Source organism: Cellulomonas timonensis, from assembly GCF_900046455.1.
In the GTDB taxonomy this organism is placed as follows: Bacteria; Actinomycetota; Actinomycetes; order Actinomycetales; family Cellulomonadaceae; genus Cellulomonas_A; species Cellulomonas_A timonensis.
Genome location: NZ_FCOT01000012.1, coordinates 669,369 through 686,655, shown reverse-complemented (window position 1 = coordinate 686,655; position 17,287 = coordinate 669,369). Strand labels below are relative to the sequence as shown.

General features: G+C 73.8%; 15 protein-coding genes. 8 read left to right on the top strand and 7 right to left on the bottom strand.

Annotated features, from left to right (window positions below; all coding sequences use genetic code 11):
* Positions 1–41 precede the first annotated feature (41 nt).
* Positions 42–2,111: a DNA helicase RecQ gene (gene recQ / locus BN3788_RS11580; protein WP_082812822.1), complete on the bottom strand. Its 2,070-nt coding sequence runs from the start codon at positions 2,109–2,111 to the stop codon at positions 42–44.
* A gap of 171 nt (positions 2,112–2,282) precedes the next feature.
* Here recQ and BN3788_RS11575 point away from each other — a divergent pair, with 171 nt between their 5' ends.
* From BN3788_RS11575 to BN3788_RS11560, 4 genes are all read left to right on the top strand, one after another.
* The gene (locus BN3788_RS11575; RefSeq protein WP_147525114.1) at positions 2,283–2,810 is read left to right on the top strand and encodes a hypothetical protein; all 528 of its coding nucleotides are present in this window, start codon (positions 2,283–2,285) and stop codon (positions 2,808–2,810) included.
* A gap of 100 nt (positions 2,811–2,910) precedes the next feature.
* The gene (locus tag BN3788_RS11570) at positions 2,911–4,224 is read left to right on the top strand and encodes an MFS transporter (protein ID WP_234346618.1); all 1,314 of its coding nucleotides are present in this window, start codon (positions 2,911–2,913) and stop codon (positions 4,222–4,224) included.
* Between the two features lie 75 nt (positions 4,225–4,299).
* Positions 4,300–5,523 (top strand): MFS transporter, encoded by a 1,224-nt coding sequence (locus BN3788_RS11565; protein ID WP_066586037.1) that lies wholly within the window; start codon positions 4,300–4,302, stop codon positions 5,521–5,523.
* A 111-nt stretch (positions 5,524–5,634) separates the two neighbouring features.
* Entirely contained in the window at positions 5,635–5,964 is a 330-nt protein-coding gene (locus tag BN3788_RS11560) for a VOC family protein (RefSeq protein WP_066586035.1), read from the top strand.
* A gap of 15 nt (positions 5,965–5,979) precedes the next feature.
* On the opposite strand, the gene BN3788_RS11555 is transcribed toward BN3788_RS11560, so the two are convergent.
* From BN3788_RS11555 to BN3788_RS11545, 3 genes are all read right to left on the bottom strand, one after another.
* Positions 5,980–6,372, bottom strand: a complete 393-nt coding sequence (locus BN3788_RS11555; protein ID WP_234346617.1) for a PGPGW domain-containing protein — start codon at positions 6,370–6,372, stop codon at positions 5,980–5,982.
* Between the two features lie 80 nt (positions 6,373–6,452).
* The gene (locus tag BN3788_RS11550; RefSeq protein WP_066586031.1) at positions 6,453–7,256 is read right to left on the bottom strand and encodes an ABC transporter permease; all 804 of its coding nucleotides are present in this window, start codon (positions 7,254–7,256) and stop codon (positions 6,453–6,455) included.
* Positions 7,253–8,332, bottom strand: coding sequence for an ATP-binding cassette domain-containing protein (locus BN3788_RS11545; RefSeq protein WP_066586028.1), 1,080 nt, complete (start codon positions 8,330–8,332; stop codon positions 7,253–7,255). Before BN3788_RS11545 ends, BN3788_RS11550 begins: the two co-directional genes overlap by 4 nt.
* 91 nt (positions 8,333–8,423) lie before the next feature.
* Here BN3788_RS11545 and BN3788_RS11540 point away from each other — a divergent pair, with 91 nt between their 5' ends.
* On the top strand, positions 8,424–9,473 hold the full coding sequence (locus tag BN3788_RS11540) for a helix-turn-helix transcriptional regulator (RefSeq protein WP_066586027.1): 1,050 nt from the start codon (positions 8,424–8,426) through the stop codon (positions 9,471–9,473).
* Here BN3788_RS11540 and BN3788_RS11535 read toward each other — a convergent pair.
* A complete protein-coding gene (locus tag BN3788_RS11535) occupies positions 9,454–10,443 on the bottom strand; it encodes an AEC family transporter (protein ID WP_066586026.1) in 990 nt (329 codons plus the stop codon). The two genes, BN3788_RS11540 and BN3788_RS11535, sit on opposite strands and share 20 nt — an antisense overlap.
* Before the next feature lie 179 nt (positions 10,444–10,622).
* Between BN3788_RS11535 and BN3788_RS11530 the strand changes: the two genes are divergently transcribed.
* The 3 genes from BN3788_RS11530 to uxaC are packed head-to-tail and all read left to right on the top strand — an operon-like array spanning position 10,623 to position 15,063.
* A complete protein-coding gene (locus BN3788_RS11530) occupies positions 10,623–11,408 on the top strand; it encodes a 3-ketoacyl-ACP reductase (protein ID WP_066586025.1) in 786 nt (261 codons plus the stop codon).
* Positions 11,409–11,424: 16 nt separating this feature from the next.
* Positions 11,425–13,599 carry an FAD-binding protein gene (locus BN3788_RS11525; RefSeq protein WP_199824768.1) on the top strand — a complete coding sequence of 725 codons (2,175 nt, stop codon included), beginning with the start codon at positions 11,425–11,427 and terminating at the stop codon, positions 13,597–13,599.
* A 33-nt stretch (positions 13,600–13,632) separates the two neighbouring features.
* Positions 13,633–15,063, top strand: coding sequence for a glucuronate isomerase (gene uxaC, locus BN3788_RS11520; RefSeq protein WP_066586023.1), 1,431 nt, complete (start codon positions 13,633–13,635; stop codon positions 15,061–15,063).
* A gap of 86 nt (positions 15,064–15,149) precedes the next feature.
* On the opposite strand, the gene BN3788_RS11515 is transcribed toward uxaC, so the two are convergent.
* Both BN3788_RS11515 and BN3788_RS11510 read right to left on the bottom strand, forming a co-directional pair.
* Entirely contained in the window at positions 15,150–16,079 is a 930-nt protein-coding gene (locus BN3788_RS11515) for a sugar phosphate isomerase/epimerase family protein (RefSeq protein ID WP_066586021.1), read from the bottom strand.
* Positions 16,076–17,236, bottom strand: coding sequence for a Gfo/Idh/MocA family protein (locus tag BN3788_RS11510; protein ID WP_066586018.1), 1,161 nt, complete (start codon positions 17,234–17,236; stop codon positions 16,076–16,078). The genes BN3788_RS11515 and BN3788_RS11510 overlap by 4 nt, the downstream gene beginning before the upstream one ends.
* Between the last annotated feature and the right edge of the window lie 51 nt (positions 17,237–17,287).

Below are 17,287 nucleotides of genomic sequence, written 5' to 3'. Positions count from 1 at the left end.
GGCGGGCTCGCTGGTGAGGCGGGGCTCGGCGCCCGGCGCGGTCAGCCCGCGTCGGCGCCGAGCGTCGCGATGACCTGCTCGCCGTACTTGTCGAGCTTCGCGGCGCCGACGCCCGAGACGGAGCCCAGCTCGGCGGTCGTCGTCGGGCGTCGGGTGGCGATCTCGCGGAGCGTCGCGTCGTGGAAGATCACGTACGCGGGGACACCGGCCTCCTTCGCGGCGCCCGCACGCCAGGCGCGCAGCTTCTCGAAGGTCTCGACGTCCTCGGGGGCCAGATCCACGGTGGCGGCGGACTTGCCCCGGCGGGTGCTCTGCCGGGGGGCCTTGGCGCGGGCTGTCTCCCGGCGCAGCCGCACCTGGCGCTGCCCGCCCAGGACCTCGGCGCTCGCGTCGGTGAGCACCAGGGTGCCGTAGCCGTCGCTGGTGACCCCGAGCAGGCCCTGGGCCAGGACCTGGCGCACCACGCCGCGCCACTCGGCCTCGGAGAGCTCCGTGCCGACGCCGAACACGCTCAGCTGGTCGTGGCCGTGCTGGGCAGTGCGGGGGGTCTGCTTGCCGAGCAGGATGTCGATGACGTGCCCGGCGCCGAACCGCTGCCGGCGCTCGCGGTCCAGGCGCAGCACGGTGGAAAGGACCATCTGGGCGGCGCGGGTGCCGTCCCAGCCCTCCGGCGGCGTCAGGCAGGTGTCGCAGTTGCCACAGGGCTCGCTGGCCTGGCCGAAGTACGCGAGGAGCTGCACGCGGCGGCACTCCACCGTCTCGCAGAGCGCGAGCATCGCGTCCAGGTGCTGGCTGAGGCGGCGGCGGTGTGCGGCATCGCCCTCGGACGTGTCGATCATGCGGCGCTGCTGAACCACGTCCTGCAGGCCGTAGGCGAGCCACGCGGTGGCGGGCAGCCCGTCGCGCCCGGCACGGCCCGTCTCCTGGTAGTAGCCCTCGACGGACTTCGGCAGGTCGAGGTGGGCCACGAACCGCACGTCCGGCTTGTCGATGCCCATGCCGAACGCGATGGTCGCGACCATCACCAGGCCGTCCTCGCGCAGGAACCGGGACTGGTTGCGGGCCCGCACCCGGGCGTCGAGGCCCGCGTGGTACGGCAGCGCGGGGATGCCCTGCTTGACCAGGAAGTCGGCGGTCTTCTCCACCGACGCCCGGGACAGGCAGTAGACGATGCCCGCGTCGCCCGCGTGCTCGGTGCGCAGCAGCTCCAGGAGCTGCTGCTGGGGGCTCGCCTTGGACACGATCCGGTACTGGATGTTCGGGCGGTCGAAGGACGCGACGAAGTGGCGCGCGTCCTCGAGCTGCAGGCGCTGGGCGATCTCGGCGTGCGTGGCGCGGGTGGCGGTGGCCGTCAGCGCGATGCGGGGGACCGACGGCCACCGCTCGTGCAGGATCGACAGCTGCAGGTAGTCGGGCCGGAAGTCGTGGCCCCACTGCGCCACACAGTGCGCCTCGTCGATGGCGAACAGGCTGATCTCGCCGCGGTCCAGCAGGTCCAGGGTCGAGGGGACCTTGAGCCGCTCGGGGGCGAGGTACAGCAGGTCGAGCTCGCCCGCGAGGAACGCGTCCTCGACCGCGCGGCGCTGCGCCGCGTCCTGCGTCGAGTTGAGGAACCCGGCGCGGGCGCCCAGCGCGGACAGCGCGTCGACCTGGTCCTGCATGAGTGCGATGAGCGGGGAGACGACCACGCCGACGCCCGGGCGCACCAGCGCGGGCACCTGGTAGCACAGCGACTTGCCGCCGCCGGTGGGCATCAGCACCAGGGCGTCGCCGCCCTGCACCACGGTGTCGATGATCTCGGCCTGGTCGCCGCGGAACGCGTCGTAGCCGAAGACGGTGTGCAGCACGTCGAGCGGCGCGGGCGGCGGGCCCGTGGGCGCCGTGCGGGCGGCGGCCGCACGGGCGGCGGGAGCCGCCGCGTCCGGGCGGGCCGCGCTCGGCGGGGTGACGAACGTCGGGGCGCGGTGGTCGTGCGGCGGGCCGTCGAACGGCTCGTACGGGGGCTCGTCCTCCGAGGGCGGCTCCTCGTCGAAGAACGGGTAGTCCTCGGGAGCCGGCCACTCCTCGCGGGAGCCCGCGTCGACGGAGGGGACAGCGTGGGGGGACGTCATGCCACCACTCTAGAAGCCGTCGCCCATGCGCCATCGACGAGCCCCCGAATCCGTGGATGGGCGCGAGATCGTGCGGCGCCGCTCGGCCTGGGGCCACCGTGTCGCGCTCCCCAGGACGCCGTGGCCGGGTGCACCATGGGTCGGAGCCGGATGCGAGGGAGGGTGAGGAAGATGCCGAGAGCTGGACATGGGCATGGGCGTGGACATGGGCGCGGGGTGATGCTCGCCGCCGTCGCACTCGCGATGGCGCTGCTGGCGGCCGGGTGCGCGCCCGACGACGACGCCGTGGACGTCGGCGCGGGGCCGAGTGCCGCCCCGAAGCCGACGAGCCCTGCGCCAGGGGCCGCGTCGTCGGACCCGGCGCCTTCGGAGGCCGCGCCCGCCCCGGTGACGATCGCCGAGTCCTGGGCCCAGGACGACGCCGCCGTCAACCTCGTGCTGCGGGCCGATCAGCCCGGCAAGCTGCTCGTCACCACCTTCGGCAGCTCCACCTGCCCTCTCCTCCCGGTCGCGGCCACCTGGGACGAGCGCCGGACCACGCTGCAGATCTCCGCCGTGTACGAGCCAGGCGAGGCGCCGCGACCCTGCACCCGCGACCTGGCGCCGACCACCAGCGTCGTCCCGATCGACGGTCTGCCGGACTACCAGTTCACCGCGACGGTCAACGGCGAAGCCGTCACGGTGCCCGAGGTCGGCTGACCCGCGCACGGCGCTGACCTGCATGTCCGGCGAGCGACCCGTCGCTCGCTGGATAGCATCGGCCCATGCGCGCCCACTCCGTCCCCGCCACGTCCCTCCGGTGAGGCGTCGCGCCGACCGGCCCCTGACCTACACGTCGACCCGCCGCGCCTGCTACACGGGCTTCGTCACCCAGGCGATCGTCAACAATCTCGCGCCGCTGCTGTTCATCGTCTTCCAGACCTCCTACGACGTGCCGGTGGAGATGCTGGGCCGGCTGGTGCTGCTGAACTTCGGCGTCCAGCTGCTCACCGACCTCGCCGCCGTGCGGTTCGCCGATCGGATCGGCTACCGCATCCCCCTCGTGCTGGCCCACGCGCTGGCCGTCCTCGGCCTGGTGCTGCTGTCGGTGGCGCCGGGCATCGCCCCGACGCCGTACATCGGCCTGTGCGTCGCGGTGGTCGTGTACGCCATCGGCGGCGGACTGCTCGAGGTGATGATCAGCCCCGTCGTCGACGCGCTGCCCAGCCCGCAGGAGGGCAAGGCCGCCGCGATGAGCCTGCTGCACTCGTTCTACTGCTGGGGGCAGGTGGCAGTGGTCGGCGGCACCACCGCCGTGCTCGCGATGACCGGCTTCGGCTCGTGGCAGGTGCTGCCGCTGATCTGGGCCGTGGTGCCCGCGATCAACTTCGTCATGTTCCTCCGGGTGCCGCTGCCCGCCACGGTGCCCGAGGAGCACCGCATGTCGCTGCGCTCGCTGTTCGGCGCCCCCGCGTTCGTGTGCGCCCTGGTGCTGATGATGACGGCTGGCGCCGCCGAGCTCACCATGTCGCAGTGGTCCTCATTCTTCGCGGAGACGTCGCTGGGGGTCACGAAGGCCTGGGGCGACCTGGCCGGTCCGGGGCTGTTCGCCGTGCTCATGGGCATCGGGCGGATCGTCTACGGGCTGTGGGGCGCGCGCATCCCGCTGGCGCCCACGATGATCGGCGCGGGCTCGCTGTCGGTGGTCTGCTACCTCGTCGCCACGCTGTCGCCGAATGCCGTGGTGAGCCTCGCGGCCTGCGCGCTGTGCGGGCTCGCCGTGAGCATCATGTGGCCGGGCACGTTCAGCCTGGCCGCCGCGCGGTTCCCGCTCGGGGGCGCCGCGATGTTCGCGGTGCTGGCCGTGATGGGCGACCTCGGCGGCGCCGTCGGCCCGTGGCTCACCGGCGCGGTCGCCGACCTGAGCGCCACGTCCACCGGGATGCTCGGCTCGCTGGCCGGCGCCCTGCCCGGCGACGGCGGCTCGGGCCTGCGGGTGGGTCTGCTGGGCGCCGCGGTCTTCCCGTTGGTGCTGGTGGTGTGCGCGGCCGTGTGGGCGGTGCTGGCACGGCGGGCAGCGGCGCCGGGGGTCGAGCCTGACGCCGATCGGGTGGCGGTGGCGCCGGAGCACTGAGCGCGGCCGCCGCGACTTCCGTCCGCTGAGCGAAATCAGCGTGTCCGCTGGTCACCGGCTGGATACGTTGCGCGGATGCCCTCACCCGCGCCCGCTGACACCGTCGAGCCCATCGAGCTGAGCCTCCGGCACGCGCGCTGGAGCGTGACGTTCCTGTTCACGCTCGCGGGACTCGTGATCGGCGGGTGGGCGTCGCGGGTGCCCGACGTGAAGGCCGCGCTGGCCGCCGACGACGCGACCTGGGGGACGATCAACATCGCCTCGGCCGTCGGGGTGCTCGGCTCGATGCTGCTCGTCGCGGTGCTCATCGTGCGGGCCGGTCCGCGCCGGCTCTCGCTGGTCGCCGCGCCGTTCGTGGTGGTGGCGCCAGTCGTCAACGCGCTGGCCGGCCACCCCTGGCAGCTCGCCGCGGGCTTGTTGGTGCAAGGCGCCGCGATCGGGATGCTGCAGGCGCCGATGAACGCGCAGGCCGTCGCCGTCGAGAAGGCCTACGGCCGGCCGATCCTCACGTCCTTCCACGCCTGCTTCAGCATCGGCGCGCTCGGTGGCGCGCTCCTCGGCGCTGGCGCCGCCGCCGCCGACGTGTCCCCGTTCCACCAGTTCGCCCTCACCTCCACGTTGCTGGCCGTGGGCCTCGGGTTCGCCGCCCGGCGGCTGCCTGCCGAGCCAGCCGGGGAATCGTCGGCGGGGAGCGCCCGCCCGCGCCCCACGCAGGGCCTGGCCCTGCTGGCCCGGATGGCGTTCCTGGCCCTCTTCGCCGAGGGCGTCTCGGCGAACTGGAGCGCGATCTACACGCGCGAGTCGGTGGGGGCCCTCGGCGCCTGGCCCGCCGCCACGTATGCCGGCTTCGCGCTGGCGATGGTCGTGGGCCGGTTGTTCGGTGACCGGGTGCGGTTCCGGGTCGGCACCGTGCGCATGCTGGTCGGCAGCGGGGTCGTCGCGGCCACCGGAGTGGGCCTCGCCCTGGCGACCCACACCACCGCGGGCGCCATCGCCGGGTTCGCGATCGCTGGGCTGGGGCTGTCGTCAATCGTCCCGACGATCTACAGCCTGGCGGGCGGACTCCCCGGGCTGCCGCCGGGCCGCGGGGTCGCGCTGGTGGCGCTCGGGGCATGGCCCGCCCAGCTCATCGCGCCGCCGTTCATCGGCGGCGTCGCCCATGCGGTCAGCCTGCGCGCGTCTCTGCTCGTGGTGGTCGCCTGCGCGCTCGCGGTCGCCGTGGTGGTGGCCGTGCTGCGGGGCCGGCTCGTGCCCACAGCCGTCCACGCCGACGAGCAGGCGGCCGCCCCAACGCGGTGACCGCCGGGCTCGCCTGCGGCGTCGGTCGGCGGCATCGGGCCAACCGGTGGATGTCGTTTCCGGTGGATACGCTCGCTGGGACGATCCCCGCAGCGCCCGGAGGAGAAGCGCATGAGCCCAGCGATCCGCAGCCTTGTGGTCCCGGTGTCCGACCTGGACGCCGCGAAATCCGTCTACGGCGCGCTGCTCGGCACGCCGCACACCGATCAGCCGTACTACGTCGGCTACAACGTGGGCGGCTTCGAGGTCAGCCTGGCGCCGGGCGACCCCACCGGGGGGCCGGTGGCGTACGTCGACGTCGAGGACCTCGACGCCGCGCGCGCGGCACTGCTCGCCGCCGGCGCCACCGAGCGCAGCGCCCCGACGCAGGTGGCGCCCGAGGCCAGGGTCTGTGTGCTGGCGGACTCCGACGGCAACCCGATCGGGCTGCGCGGCAAATAGCACGCCAGGCCCGGGCTAGGGGGTGGTGTCGCGCCCGGTCGTCGCGCTGGGGCCAGTGGCGTCGGGATCGGCTGCGTCGGGCTCCGGCTCCGGCTCCGGCTGGGGCGCGGGCCTGCGCCCGAACCAGCCGAGCACCATGTGCCACAGTCGCAGGGCGACGGAGTTCATCCGGCCCAGCAATTTCGCCGCCCAGGTGAACTCCGCAGCGAGCACCGCCAGCCCGGCGAAGATGGCGAGCCAGCCCGGCCCGGGGAGCACCAGCATCGCGATGCCGGCCAGGATCAGCGCCACCCCGACCACGGCGACGGCGACCCAGCGCACAGGTCCGGGCAGTGAGGAGAGGGCGGATCTGACCCGTGCGGGGATCCCGCCCTCTGGTGCGCGTGCGTCGCGAGCGTCATCGTTCACACGCTGATCGTGCCAGGCCCGCCTGCGACGCACATCATCCGCCCGCCGATGCGCTATGCGCCCGGCGGGCGGAGAACGGCTCAGTCGGTGCTGCGGTGGATGGCGCGGATGCCCACCGCGAGGCCCAGCCCGGCCGTGAGCAGCGCGGCGACGGCGCCCCAGGCCGCCGTGGAGCTGAGGATGTCCCCGGCGAACAGCGAGCGCTCCGCGTCGACCACGTACGTCAGCGGGTTGACCAGCGCGGCGACCTGCATCCAGCGCGGGCCGGAGTCCAGGGGGAGCAGCAACCCCGAGAGGATCATCGCCGGGAACAGCACCGTCTGCTGCACGGCCCAGAACATCCACTCCTGCTTGCGGACGGCCAGCGCGAGCGCGTAGCTCAACGACCCGAGCCCGACGCCCAGCACGGCCAGCAGCGCGAGCCCCAGGACCGCGCCCGCGGGATTCGGCGCGAAGCCGAACGGGATCATCACCAGCACCACGATGAGGGCCTGCACCACGAGCGGGGCCATCTCCTTGAGTGAGCGGCCCGTGAGCTGCGAGGAGCGGGACAGCGGGGTGACCAGGAGCCGCTCATGGGCGCCGGTCTGCATCTCCATCTGCAGGTTCGCGCCCGTGGTGGAGCAGCCGAACAGCGTGATCATCACCAGGATCCCCGGGACGAACCACTGCCACACGTCGGCGCCCGGGACGCCCCCGCCGACGGAGCCCGCCAGGAGCGGGCCGAACAGCCCGAGGAAGACGAGCGGCTGGACCAGGCCGAAGATCAGCGAGAACGGCTCGCGCACCACGGGGCGCAGTTCACGGACCAGCACGATCATGCTGTCGCCGACGATTCCGCGGCGGGCTGGGGTGGGGTGGGAGGCGGTGTCGAGGCGGCTCATCGTGCGTCCTTCCCGGCGACGAGGGCGTCGCGGTCTGTGGGTGCGTGCGTGGTGGCGGGCGCGGCGTCCGCGGGGCTGGTGTCGGCGCCGTCCGAGTGGGTCTCGCGCAGGCTGCGGCCGGTGAGGTTGAGGAAGACGTCGTCCAGTGTCGGCGTGATCCCGGTGGCGGTGGAGATCACGACGCCGAGGCCGGCGGCTGCCCGGACGATCTCCGGGACGGCCGTCGCGCTGTCGGCCACGCGGGCGGTCACGCGGGCGCCGTCCACCGCCACCTCACGCGCGCCCGGCAGGCGTTCGAGGAGCGCGGCGACCTGGGCCGCCTCGGGTGGCGCCGCCGATCCGGGGAGCCCGTCCCCGGCGGCGGTGCGCACCTCGACCCGGTCCCCGGCGAGGTCCCGCTTGAGGGCGCTCGCGGTGTCGTCGGCGATGATCCGGCCGTGGTCGACGATCACCACGCGATCGGCCATCGTGTCGGCCTCGTCGAGGTAGTGCGTGGTCAGCGCGATGGTCATGTCGTACTGGGCGCGCAGCCGCAGGATGTGCTCCCACAGGTTGGCGCGGTTGTGCGGGTCCAGGCCGGTGGACGGCTCGTCGAGGAAGAGCAGGCGCGGGGCGTGCACCAGCCCGAGCGCCACGTCGAGCCGCCGCCGTTGGCCACCGGACAGGTCGGCGACCTTGTGGGCGGCGAAGTCCGTGAGGTCGAGCGCGTCGACCAGGTCGTCGGCCCGTTGGCGCGCGGCCCGGCGGTCGAGCCCGTAGATGACGCCCTGGGTGACGATCTCGTCGCGAGCCCGCTGGTTGTGGCCGGCGCCGTTCCCCTGGCCCACATAGCCGATGCGCCGGCGGACCTCGGCGGGTCGCGCGGTGACGTCGAGCCCGGCGACGTGCGCGGAGCCTGAGGTGGGGCGGATGAGCGTGGTGAGCATGCGCATCGTCGTCGTCTTGCCGGCGCCGTTGGGGCCGAGCACGGCGACGAGCTCCCCGGCGGCGATATCCAGGTCGATGCCGCGCACGGCATGGACGGTGTGGGTGCGGCTCACGGTGAAGTCCTTGGTGAGCCCTCGGGTGCGGATCATGGCTGCTCCTGGGTGGGCGGCTGGTGGTTCTTCCCACACTGCCGCCAGTACCGGACAGGTGCTGTCCTCTACTCGATGGGATGCTGGGCTCATGGCCATCGACGCCTCCACGACATCCGCCCGGTTGCTGGCGCTGCTCTCGCTGCTGCAGGCCCGCCGGGACTGGCCGGGCGACGCGCTCGCGGAGCGCCTGGGCGTCACGTCGCGCACCGTGCGGCGCGACATCGACCGGCTGCGCGGCCTCGGCTACCCAGTGCGCGCGGTCAAGGGGCCCGACGGCGGCTACCGGCTCGACGCGGGCGCGCACATGCCGCCGCTGCTCTTCGACGACGAGCAGGCCGTGGCCGTCACCGTCGCGCTGCAGACCGCTGCCACGGGGATCGACGGGATCGACGAGGCGGCCCTGCGCGCCCTCACCACCGTTCGCCAGGTGATGCCGCCCCGGCTCCGCGCCCGGGTCGACGCGCTGCAGGTCACCGCGGTCGGCAGGCCCGGCGCCGAGCGCGCGACGGTCGACGTGGACCGCCTCATGGCGGTCGGTGCGGCGGTGCGGGCCCGCGAGGTGCTGCGATTCGACTACGTGGCGCGCGGCCAGGACGCCGACGGGCTTCCGGAGACCGCGCCGCCGCGCCGGGTCGAGCCGCATCACCTCGTCACCTGGAACGGGCGCTGGTACCTCGTGGCCTGGGACCTCGAGCGTGACGACTGGCGCACGTTCCGCGTCGACCGCCTGACGCCGCGCACTCCCACCGGGCCGCGTTTCACCCCGCGCGACCTGCCCGCGCCCGACGTCGCCACGTTCATCGGCGAGCGGTTCGCCTCCGGTGAGTGGCCCTGCGTGGGGGAAGCGGTGCTGCATGCGCCCGTCGAGCAGGTGGCCCCTTGGGCCGGGCCGCGCGCCGTGGTGGAGCCGCTCGGGCGTGACAGGTGTCGCGTGGTCACGGGCGCCTGGTCCTGGGCAGGGCTGGCCGCGACGCTGGGCATGCACGGGTGCGACCTCGAGATCGTGGGGCCCGAGCCGCTCCGGGACGCGGCGCGCGAACTCGCCACCCGGTTCCGGCACGCCGCCGACGCGCCGGCGGGCCCGATCGGATCCCCGGCGGGCCCAGCCGGCGCCCGGGTCAGCCCAGCAGGGCGGTGATCACGAGCAGCGCCGGCGCCGCGAGGATTGTGGTCGCCAGCCCCGCGTCCCGCGCGAGCGCCTGCCCTCGGCCGTACTGCATGGCGTAGACCAGCACGTTCTGCGCGGTGGGCAGCGCGGCCATCGCGACGACGGCCAGCAGCGCCTGGCCGGTGAGCCCGAGCAGCGTCCCCACCAGCCAGGCCAGCACCGGGCCGACGAGGTTGCGCAGCGCCACCGCCAGCGCCAGGTCGCGCCGGGGCGCGCGCTCGCGGGTCAGCCGGGGAACGGCCAGCGACATGCCGAAGGTCACCAGCGCGAGGGGCGCGGCGGCGGCGCCCACCAGGCTGAACGGGCTGTACAGCTCCTCGGGCAGAGTCCATGGCAGGGCGGTCACCACCAGCCCGGACACCGTGCCGACGATGATCGGGTTGCGTGCCGTGCGGACGATGACTCCCCACGCGATCCGGGTGAGCGGGAGGCGTCCGCGCCGCGCCTCCACGCCGTCCGGCGCCAGCCCTTCCAGGCCGGCCGTCTCGTCGCCGGGGGAGGACCGCGCGTCGAGCACCGCGAACGCCACGGGCGCGAGGATCAGCAGCTGGAACAGCAGCGTCGGCACCACGGCCACGGCATCGCCCAGCAGGTACACCGCGAGGGGCAGCCCGAGGTTCCCCGCGTTGACGTAGGAGGCCGCGAGCGTGCCAACGGTGACCTCGGCTGCGGGCCGGCGCCACAGGCCGCGCAGCACGGCGATGGCGATCAGCGCCACCACTGCGGTGCTGATCGCCGTGGTGAGCGCGGAGCGGGAGAGCAGCAGGCGCAGGTCCGCGTGCGCGACGGTGACGAACAGCAGGCAGGGCGTCGCGACGGTGAAGACGACGCGCGCGAGGACTGCCGGTGCGTGCTCGCCGAGCGTGCGGCGGCTGCCGAGCAGCCAGCCCAGGGCGATGATCGCGCCCATCGTGCCGAGGGTGGTCAGGACGGCGCTCATCGGGCCTCTGACATGCGCCGATCCTGCCACGACGCCTCCGCCCTCCCGGGTGGGTGCTGCTCGACGGGATCGGAAAGCGCTTGCCCAACCCGTCGACGACGTGGCACGATCACGGTGGTGCGCACAGCCGCGCACCCCGCAGGGCCTCGGCCCGCGGTGCTTGAGCGGAAGGGGCGGCGATGCGGCCGGTCGCACTGGTCACGGGGGGCAACCGGGGCATCGGGCTCGGCATCACGCAACGCCTGCTGGCCGACGGGTACGCCGTCTCCATCCTCGCCACCCGCGAGGAGCCCGCCGAGCTGCTCGACGAGCTGCGCGCCCACGCCCAGGACGACAAGGCCGTCCGCTACGTGCGCGGCTCCGTGGCCGACCCGGACGACCACGCCCGGTACCTCGACGACGCCGTCGACGCTTGGGGACGGCTGGACGTGCTGGTCAACAACGCCGGCGTCGCGCCCCTGGAGCGCGCGGACCTGCTCAGCGCCACCCCCGAGAGCTTCGACCGGGTGCTCGGCATCAACCTGCGCGGCCCGTACTTCCTCACCCAGGCGTTCGCCAACCGCGTCATCGCACTGCGCGGCACGGACGTCGACCTCACCGGCCGCCCCGTCGCGACGGTCATCAACATGTCCTCGATCTCCGCGTCGGCCGTCTCCACCAACCGCGGCGAGTACTGCGTGTCCAAGGCGGGCGTCGCGATGGCCACCCAGCTCTTCGCGGTGCGGCTCGCGCCCGAGGGCATCGTCGTCTACGAGGTGCGGCCCGGCGTCGTCGCCACCGACATGACGGCCGGGGTCACCGCCAAGTACGACGCGCTGCTCGCCGGCGGCCTGGCCCCCATCGCCCGCTGGGGCAGGCCCGCCGACGTCGCCGGCGCCGTCGCCCTGCTCGCCGCGGGCCAGACGCCCTACTCGACGGGTGAGGTCTTCCACGTCGACGGCGGCATGCACATCCCCACGCTCTGAGCCCAGGAGGACCGCCATGAGCCACGACGCCCCCCACGCCCAGCCCCACGCGCACGAGCCGCAGGACCACGCGCCGCAGACGGTGCGGATCGGCGGCCACGACGTGCCGGTCGTCACCGCGAACACCGTGGTGGTGGGCACCGGCTCCGCGGGGTTCTGCGCCGCCGACCGGCTCTGGGAGTTCGGGCAGGCGGACCTGGTGATGGTGGCCGACAAGATCGGCGCCGGAGCGTCGCGCAATGCGGGCTCGGACAAGCAGACCTACTACAAGATGACGCTCTCCGGCGGCGACGGGGACTCCGTGCGGGAGATGGCCCAGACGCTGCACTCCGGCGGCGCCATGGACGGGGACAACGCGCTCGCCGAGGCGGCGCTCTCGGCGCGCGGATTCCTGCGGCTGTGCGAGCTGGGCGTGCCCTTCCCGCAGAACCGCTACGGCGAGTTCATCGGCTACAAGACGGACCACGACCCCCGCCGACGCGCCACGTCGGTGGGGCCGTACACGTCGCGCAGCATGGTGGAGCAGCTCGAGAAGAAGGTCGCCCGCAACGGCACCCGCGTCTTCGACGACTGCCGCGTGGTGGACGTGCTCACCCGGCCCGGCGCCGACGGGCCCGAGGTCGCCGGGCTGCTGGTGCTGCGCACCGACGTGCCGCATGACGGCGCCGAGTCGCCGTTCCTGCTGTTCCGCTGCGCCAACCTCGTCTACGCCACCGGCGGCCCCGCCGGCCTGTACGCGACCCGGGTGTTCCCCAACGGCCAATGGGGGGCATCCGGGGCCGCCTACCGGGCGGGGGTGCACGGCAAGAACCTCACCGAATGGCAGTTCGGGCTGGCCTCGACCAAGCCCCGCTGGAACGTGTCCGGCACGTACATGCAGGTGCTGCCGCGCTTCGTGTCCACCGACGCCGATGGCGGCGACGAGCGCGAGTTCCTCAGCGACGCGATCCCCGACTACGGGCGCCAGCTCTCGCTGATCTTCCTCAAGGGCTACCAGTGGCCCTTCGACATCCGTAAGGCGCTCGACGGCTCGTCCCTCATCGACCTGCTCGTCTACCAGGAGACGGTGCTGCGCGGCCGCCGGGTGTTCCTCGACTTCCGTCGCAACCCGGTGCGCGCCGAGCTTGACGCGTCGGCGCTGTCCCCCGAGGCCTTCGACTACCTGGACCGCGCGGGCGTCCTGTTCGGCACCCCCATCGAGCGACTGCGCCGGATGAACGCCCCGGCCTACGAGTTCTACCTGCACAAGAACCCGTACGTGGACCTGGAGCGCGAGCTGCTCGAGGTGGACGTGTGCGCGCAGCACAACAACGGCGGCCTGCTGGTCGACGCGTGGTGGCAGTCCAACGTCACCGGGTTCTTCCCCGTCGGCGAGGCCGGTGGCGCGCACGGCGTGTACCGGCCGGGCGGCGCGGCGCTCAACAGCGGGCAGGTCGGGGCCACCCGGGCGGCCCAGTTCATCGCCGCCACGCGCGATCACGCGCCCCTCGACGTCGACGAGTTCGCCGCCGTCGCCGCGCCGGTGCTGTCTGCGGCGCGCGGGCTCGTCGAACGCGCCACCGCCCGCACCGCCGCTGGCGTGCCCGACAACACCGGTGAGCTGCTTCGCGCCGTCGGCGAGCTGATGAGCGCCAAGGCCGGTCCTGTCCGCTCGGCCGAGTCGATCCACGAGGCGCTCGTCCAGGTGCACGAGTGGCTGTCCGGCTACGAGGACCTGGTCGCCGCCGACGCCGGTTCACGGCGCGCCGTGAACCGCACGTTCCTGGTGCGGGACATCCTCACCACCGCCTACGTGTACCTGTCGGCGATGGCCGACTACCTCGCGCATGGGGGCCGCTCACGCGGGTCCGTGCTGTACACGGACGCCGCCGGGACGCTGCCGCGCGTCGGGCATGGGCCGGATGCCGAGCGCGAGCTGGACCTGCCGGACGTGTTCCGGTTCCGGCTCGACGGCGGCGCGCTGGACGGCGAGGTGCAGGAGGCGGCGTGGCGTCCGCCGGGGGACACCGTGCCCGACGATGCGGGACCGGCAGGCTCGGCGCCGTGGGCGCCCGGCGGCGTCGAGCGGGAGCCCAAGGACCCGGCCGGGCATGCGCTGTTCCGCTGGCGCCCCGTGCGGCCGATCCCCGAGGACGACGACTTCTTCGAGAACGTGTGGCGTGACTACCGAGAGCACAAGAACATCTACTGAGAGTCCGCCCCGGCGGAGCAGAGGGAGACACGCATGACTGAGCCGTGGGCACTGCATCCCGACCGCGCGCTGCCCGCCGACCCCGGCGTGCGCCGCATCGCGCGGCAGGTCTACGCCCAGACGGCTGGCCTGCCCATCGTCTCGATGCACGGCCACGTCGAGGCGCGCGTGCTCGACGATGACCAGCCGTTCGGGGACCCCGCCGAGCTGTTCGTCATCCCCGACCACTACCTGGTGCGGATGCTCGTCTCGCAGGGCATGGGCAACCACGACCTCGGCGTCCCGACGCTGGACGGCGCCGGAGGTCTGGACGTCGAGCAGGACCACCGCGAGATCTGGCGGCGGTTCGCGTCGAACTGGCACCTGTTCCGCGGCACCCCCACGCGCTACTGGCTCGAGCATGAGCTGGTCGAGGTCTTCGGCGTGACCACCCGGCCGTCGGCGAAGTCCGCCGACGCCCTCTACGACCACCTGCTCGACGCCCTCGCCCGCCCCGAGTTCCGACCCCGCGCGCTGTTCGACAGGTTCCGCATCGAGACGCTGGCCACCACTGACGCCGCCACCGACGACCTGGCCCACCACGCCTCCCTCGCGGCGCAGGGCTGGGGCGAGAAGGTGGTGCCCACGTTCCGGCCCGACGCGCTCGTCCACCTCGACCGGCCCGGCTGGCGTCCCGCCATCACGGAGCTGGCCCGGGTCAGCGGGATCGACGTCCAGGGGTACGACGCGTACCTCACCGCCCTGGAGCAGCGCCGGGCCGTGTTCGTCGCCGCCGGTGCGCGGGCCACCGACCACGGCCACCTCTCCGCCGACACCACACCGCTGCCCCTCGACGACGCGCGCCGGATCTTCGCCGCCGCGCTGCGCGGAGAGGCCACCACCGCCGAGGCGGACGCGTTCAGCGGCCACATGCTCTACGAGATGGCGCGCATGTCCAGCGAGGACGGCCTGGTGATGCAACTCCACCCCGGCGTGCTCCGCGACCACGACCCCCACATCGCCCGCGTCTTCGGGCCCGACACCGGCTTCGACATCCCGGTGCAGGTCGAGTACACGCGCGCCCTGCGCCCCCTGCTCGAGGCGTTCGGCCGCCACCCCGGCCTGCGGCTCGTGCTGTTCACCATCGACGAGACGGTCTACTCACGCGAGCTGGCGCCCTTGGCCGGCGTGTACCCCGCCGTGCGGCTCGGCGCCCCGTGGTGGTTCCTCGACAGCCCCGACGGGATGCGCCGATTCCGCGACGCCGCCACCGAGACCGCCGGCTTCTACAACACCACCGGTTTCGTCGACGACACCCGCGCCTTCGCGTCGATCCCCGCCCGCCACGACCTGGCCCGCCGCGTCGACGCCGGCTACCTGGCCCGGCTCGTCGCCGAGCACCGGCTCGACCTGGACGAGGCCCTCGAGACGGCGGTGGACCTCGCCTACGAGCTACCCCGCGCGTCGTACGCGGCGCGGCCCTGACAGGTCCTGCCGCAGCCATCCCCCTCGGGTGACGGCTGCGGCAGGGTGTTCGCGCAGGTGGGGAAGGGTCCCGCGCGTCGAGGGGGTCAGCCCAGGTGGGGGAGGACGTGGCGGAGGTAGCGCTCCGCGAGCGTCGCGACCGTCTGGTCTCCAGGGGTGTCCCAGATGCCCTGGTGGAAGATCTCGACCTCGATGTCGCCGGCATATCCCGTGGCGGCGACCCACCGGGTGATCGTCGCGAAGTCGATGTGGCCGTCGCCGACGTGCCCGCGGGAGAGCAGCGCGTCGGCGGCGAGAGGGAGGGTCCAGTCGGAGACCTGGAAGGCCGCGAGGCGGCCCTCGGCCCCGGCGCGCGCGATCTGCCGCTCGAGGTCCGGGTCCCACCACACGTGGGAGGTGTCGACGACGACGCCCACCGGCTGGGCGGGGAACGGCGCCGCGAGGTCGAGGGCCTGGCCGAGGGTGGAGATGACCGCGCGATCGGCGGCGAGGACGGGGTGCAGCGGCTCCAGGACGAGGCGCACGTCGTGCTCGGCGGCGTAGGGGACGAGGTCGGCGATGCGGTCTGCGACGCGGGCGCGGGCGGCGACGACGTCCCGCGTGGGGTCGGGATCCGGGGCGGCGGCGCCGGCGGCTGGGTAGGGCAGAGCGGGGCCGCCGGGGGCGCTGGACGCGGGCAGCCCGCCGACGACGAGCACCAGCTCGCGGGTTCCCAGGGTCGCGGCCTCGACGATCGCGGCGCGGTTGTCGGCCAGGGCGGCGGCGATCCCGGCGTCGTCGGCGGCGGTGAGGAAGCCGCCCCGGCACAGCGACGACACGCGCAGCCCGGCGGCCTCGACGAGTCGCGCGGCCTTGTCCACTCCGACCTCGTGGACTCGGTCACGCCACAGGCCGACCGCGCCCAGCCCGCCGCGTGCGGCGCCGTCGAGCGCCTCCTGCAGGGTCCACGCCTTGGTGGTCGCGGTGTTCAGCGAGAGCCGGGCGAGCGGTCCGGCGGAGGCGGAGGGCCCGGTCACAGCGTGATCTCGGGGATGTCGAGGCGGCGCCCCTCGGCGGAGGATTGCAGGCCCAGCTCGGCGAGCTGCACGCCGCGCGCCGCGGAGAGCAGCCCGAAGCGGTGCTCGCGCCCGGCGACGGCGTCGCGCAGGAACTCCTCCCACTGCGCCTTGAAGCCGTTGTCGAGGTCGCCGTTGGCGGGGACGTCCTGCCACTGGTCGCGGAAGGACTCGGTGACCGGCAGGTCGGGGTTCCACACGGGCTTGGGGGTGTGCGCGCGCTGCTGGGCGACGCAGCGGTTGAGCCCGGCGACGGCTGAGCCGTGGGTGCCGTCCACCTGGAACTCCACGAGCTCGTCGCGGTAGACGCGCACCGCCCACGAGGAGTTGATCTGCGCGATGACGGGCTCGCCCGCCGGGCCGTCGACCTCGAAGATGCCGTAGGCGGCGTCGTCGGCGGTGGCCTGGTACTCCTGGCCCTGCTCGTCCCAGCGGGTGGGGATGTGGGTGACGGCCTTGGCGGTCACGGACCGCACGGGGCCCAGCAGGCCTTCGAGCACGTAGTTCCAGTGGCAGAACATGTCGACGGTCATGCCGCCGCCGTCCTGGGCGCGGTAGTTCCAGCTGGGGCGCTGCGCGGGCTGCACGTCGCCCTCGAACACCCAGTAGCCGAACTCGCCGCGCAGCGACAGGATCCGGCCGAAGAATCCCTCGTCCACGAGCCGGCGCAACTTGACCAGGCCGGGCAGGTAGAGCTTGTCGTGGACGACGCCCGCGGTCACGCCGGCGTCCCGCGCGAGGCGCGCGAGCTCGACAGCCTGGTCGAGGGTCTCGGCGGTGGGCTTCTCGGTGTAGATGTGCTTGCCGGCCTTGATCGCCGAGGTGAGCGCGGCGGCCCGGCGCGAGGTGACTTGCGCGTCGAAGTAGACGTCGATGCCCGGGTCGGACAGCACGGCGTCGACGTCGGTGGTCCACTGCTCGACGCCGTGCTGCTCGGCGATCTCCCGCACCTTGGCCTCGTTGCGGCCCACCAGGATGGGCTCGATCTGCACCCGGGTGCCGTCGGCGAGCTCGAGGCCGGAGTCGCGCAGGGGGAGGATCGAGCGGACCAGGTGCTGGCGGTATCCCATCCGCCCGGTGATGCCGTTCATCGCGATGCGCAGCGTGCGGGACGTCATGGTCTCTCCGAGGGCAGGTCGATGGCGGGTTGGGAATGCGCTTTCCAGCGT

Coding starts and splice junctions, on each gene's coding strand:
- BN3788_RS11530 (WP_066586025.1), top strand. CDS start 10,623: ATGCGGCCGGTCGCACTGGTCACGGGGGGCAACCGGGGCATCGGGCTC.
- recQ (WP_082812822.1), bottom strand. CDS start 2,111: ATGACGTCCCCCCACGCTGTCCCCTCCGTCGACGCGGGCTCCCGCGAG.
- uxaC (WP_066586023.1), top strand. CDS start 13,633: ATGACTGAGCCGTGGGCACTGCATCCCGACCGCGCGCTGCCCGCCGAC.
- BN3788_RS11560 (WP_066586035.1), top strand. CDS start 5,635: ATGAGCCCAGCGATCCGCAGCCTTGTGGTCCCGGTGTCCGACCTGGAC.
- BN3788_RS11565 (WP_066586037.1), top strand. CDS start 4,300: ATGCCCTCACCCGCGCCCGCTGACACCGTCGAGCCCATCGAGCTGAGC.
- BN3788_RS11575 (WP_147525114.1), top strand. CDS start 2,283: ATGCCGAGAGCTGGACATGGGCATGGGCGTGGACATGGGCGCGGGGTG.
- BN3788_RS11550 (WP_066586031.1), bottom strand. CDS start 7,256: ATGAGCCGCCTCGACACCGCCTCCCACCCCACCCCAGCCCGCCGCGGA.
- BN3788_RS11510 (WP_066586018.1), bottom strand. CDS start 17,236: ATGACGTCCCGCACGCTGCGCATCGCGATGAACGGCATCACCGGGCGG.
- BN3788_RS11535 (WP_066586026.1), bottom strand. CDS start 10,443: ATGAGCGCCGTCCTGACCACCCTCGGCACGATGGGCGCGATCATCGCC.
- BN3788_RS11545 (WP_066586028.1), bottom strand. CDS start 8,332: ATGATCCGCACCCGAGGGCTCACCAAGGACTTCACCGTGAGCCGCACC.
- BN3788_RS11540 (WP_066586027.1), top strand. CDS start 8,424: ATGGCCATCGACGCCTCCACGACATCCGCCCGGTTGCTGGCGCTGCTC.
- BN3788_RS11525 (WP_199824768.1), top strand. CDS start 11,425: ATGAGCCACGACGCCCCCCACGCCCAGCCCCACGCGCACGAGCCGCAG.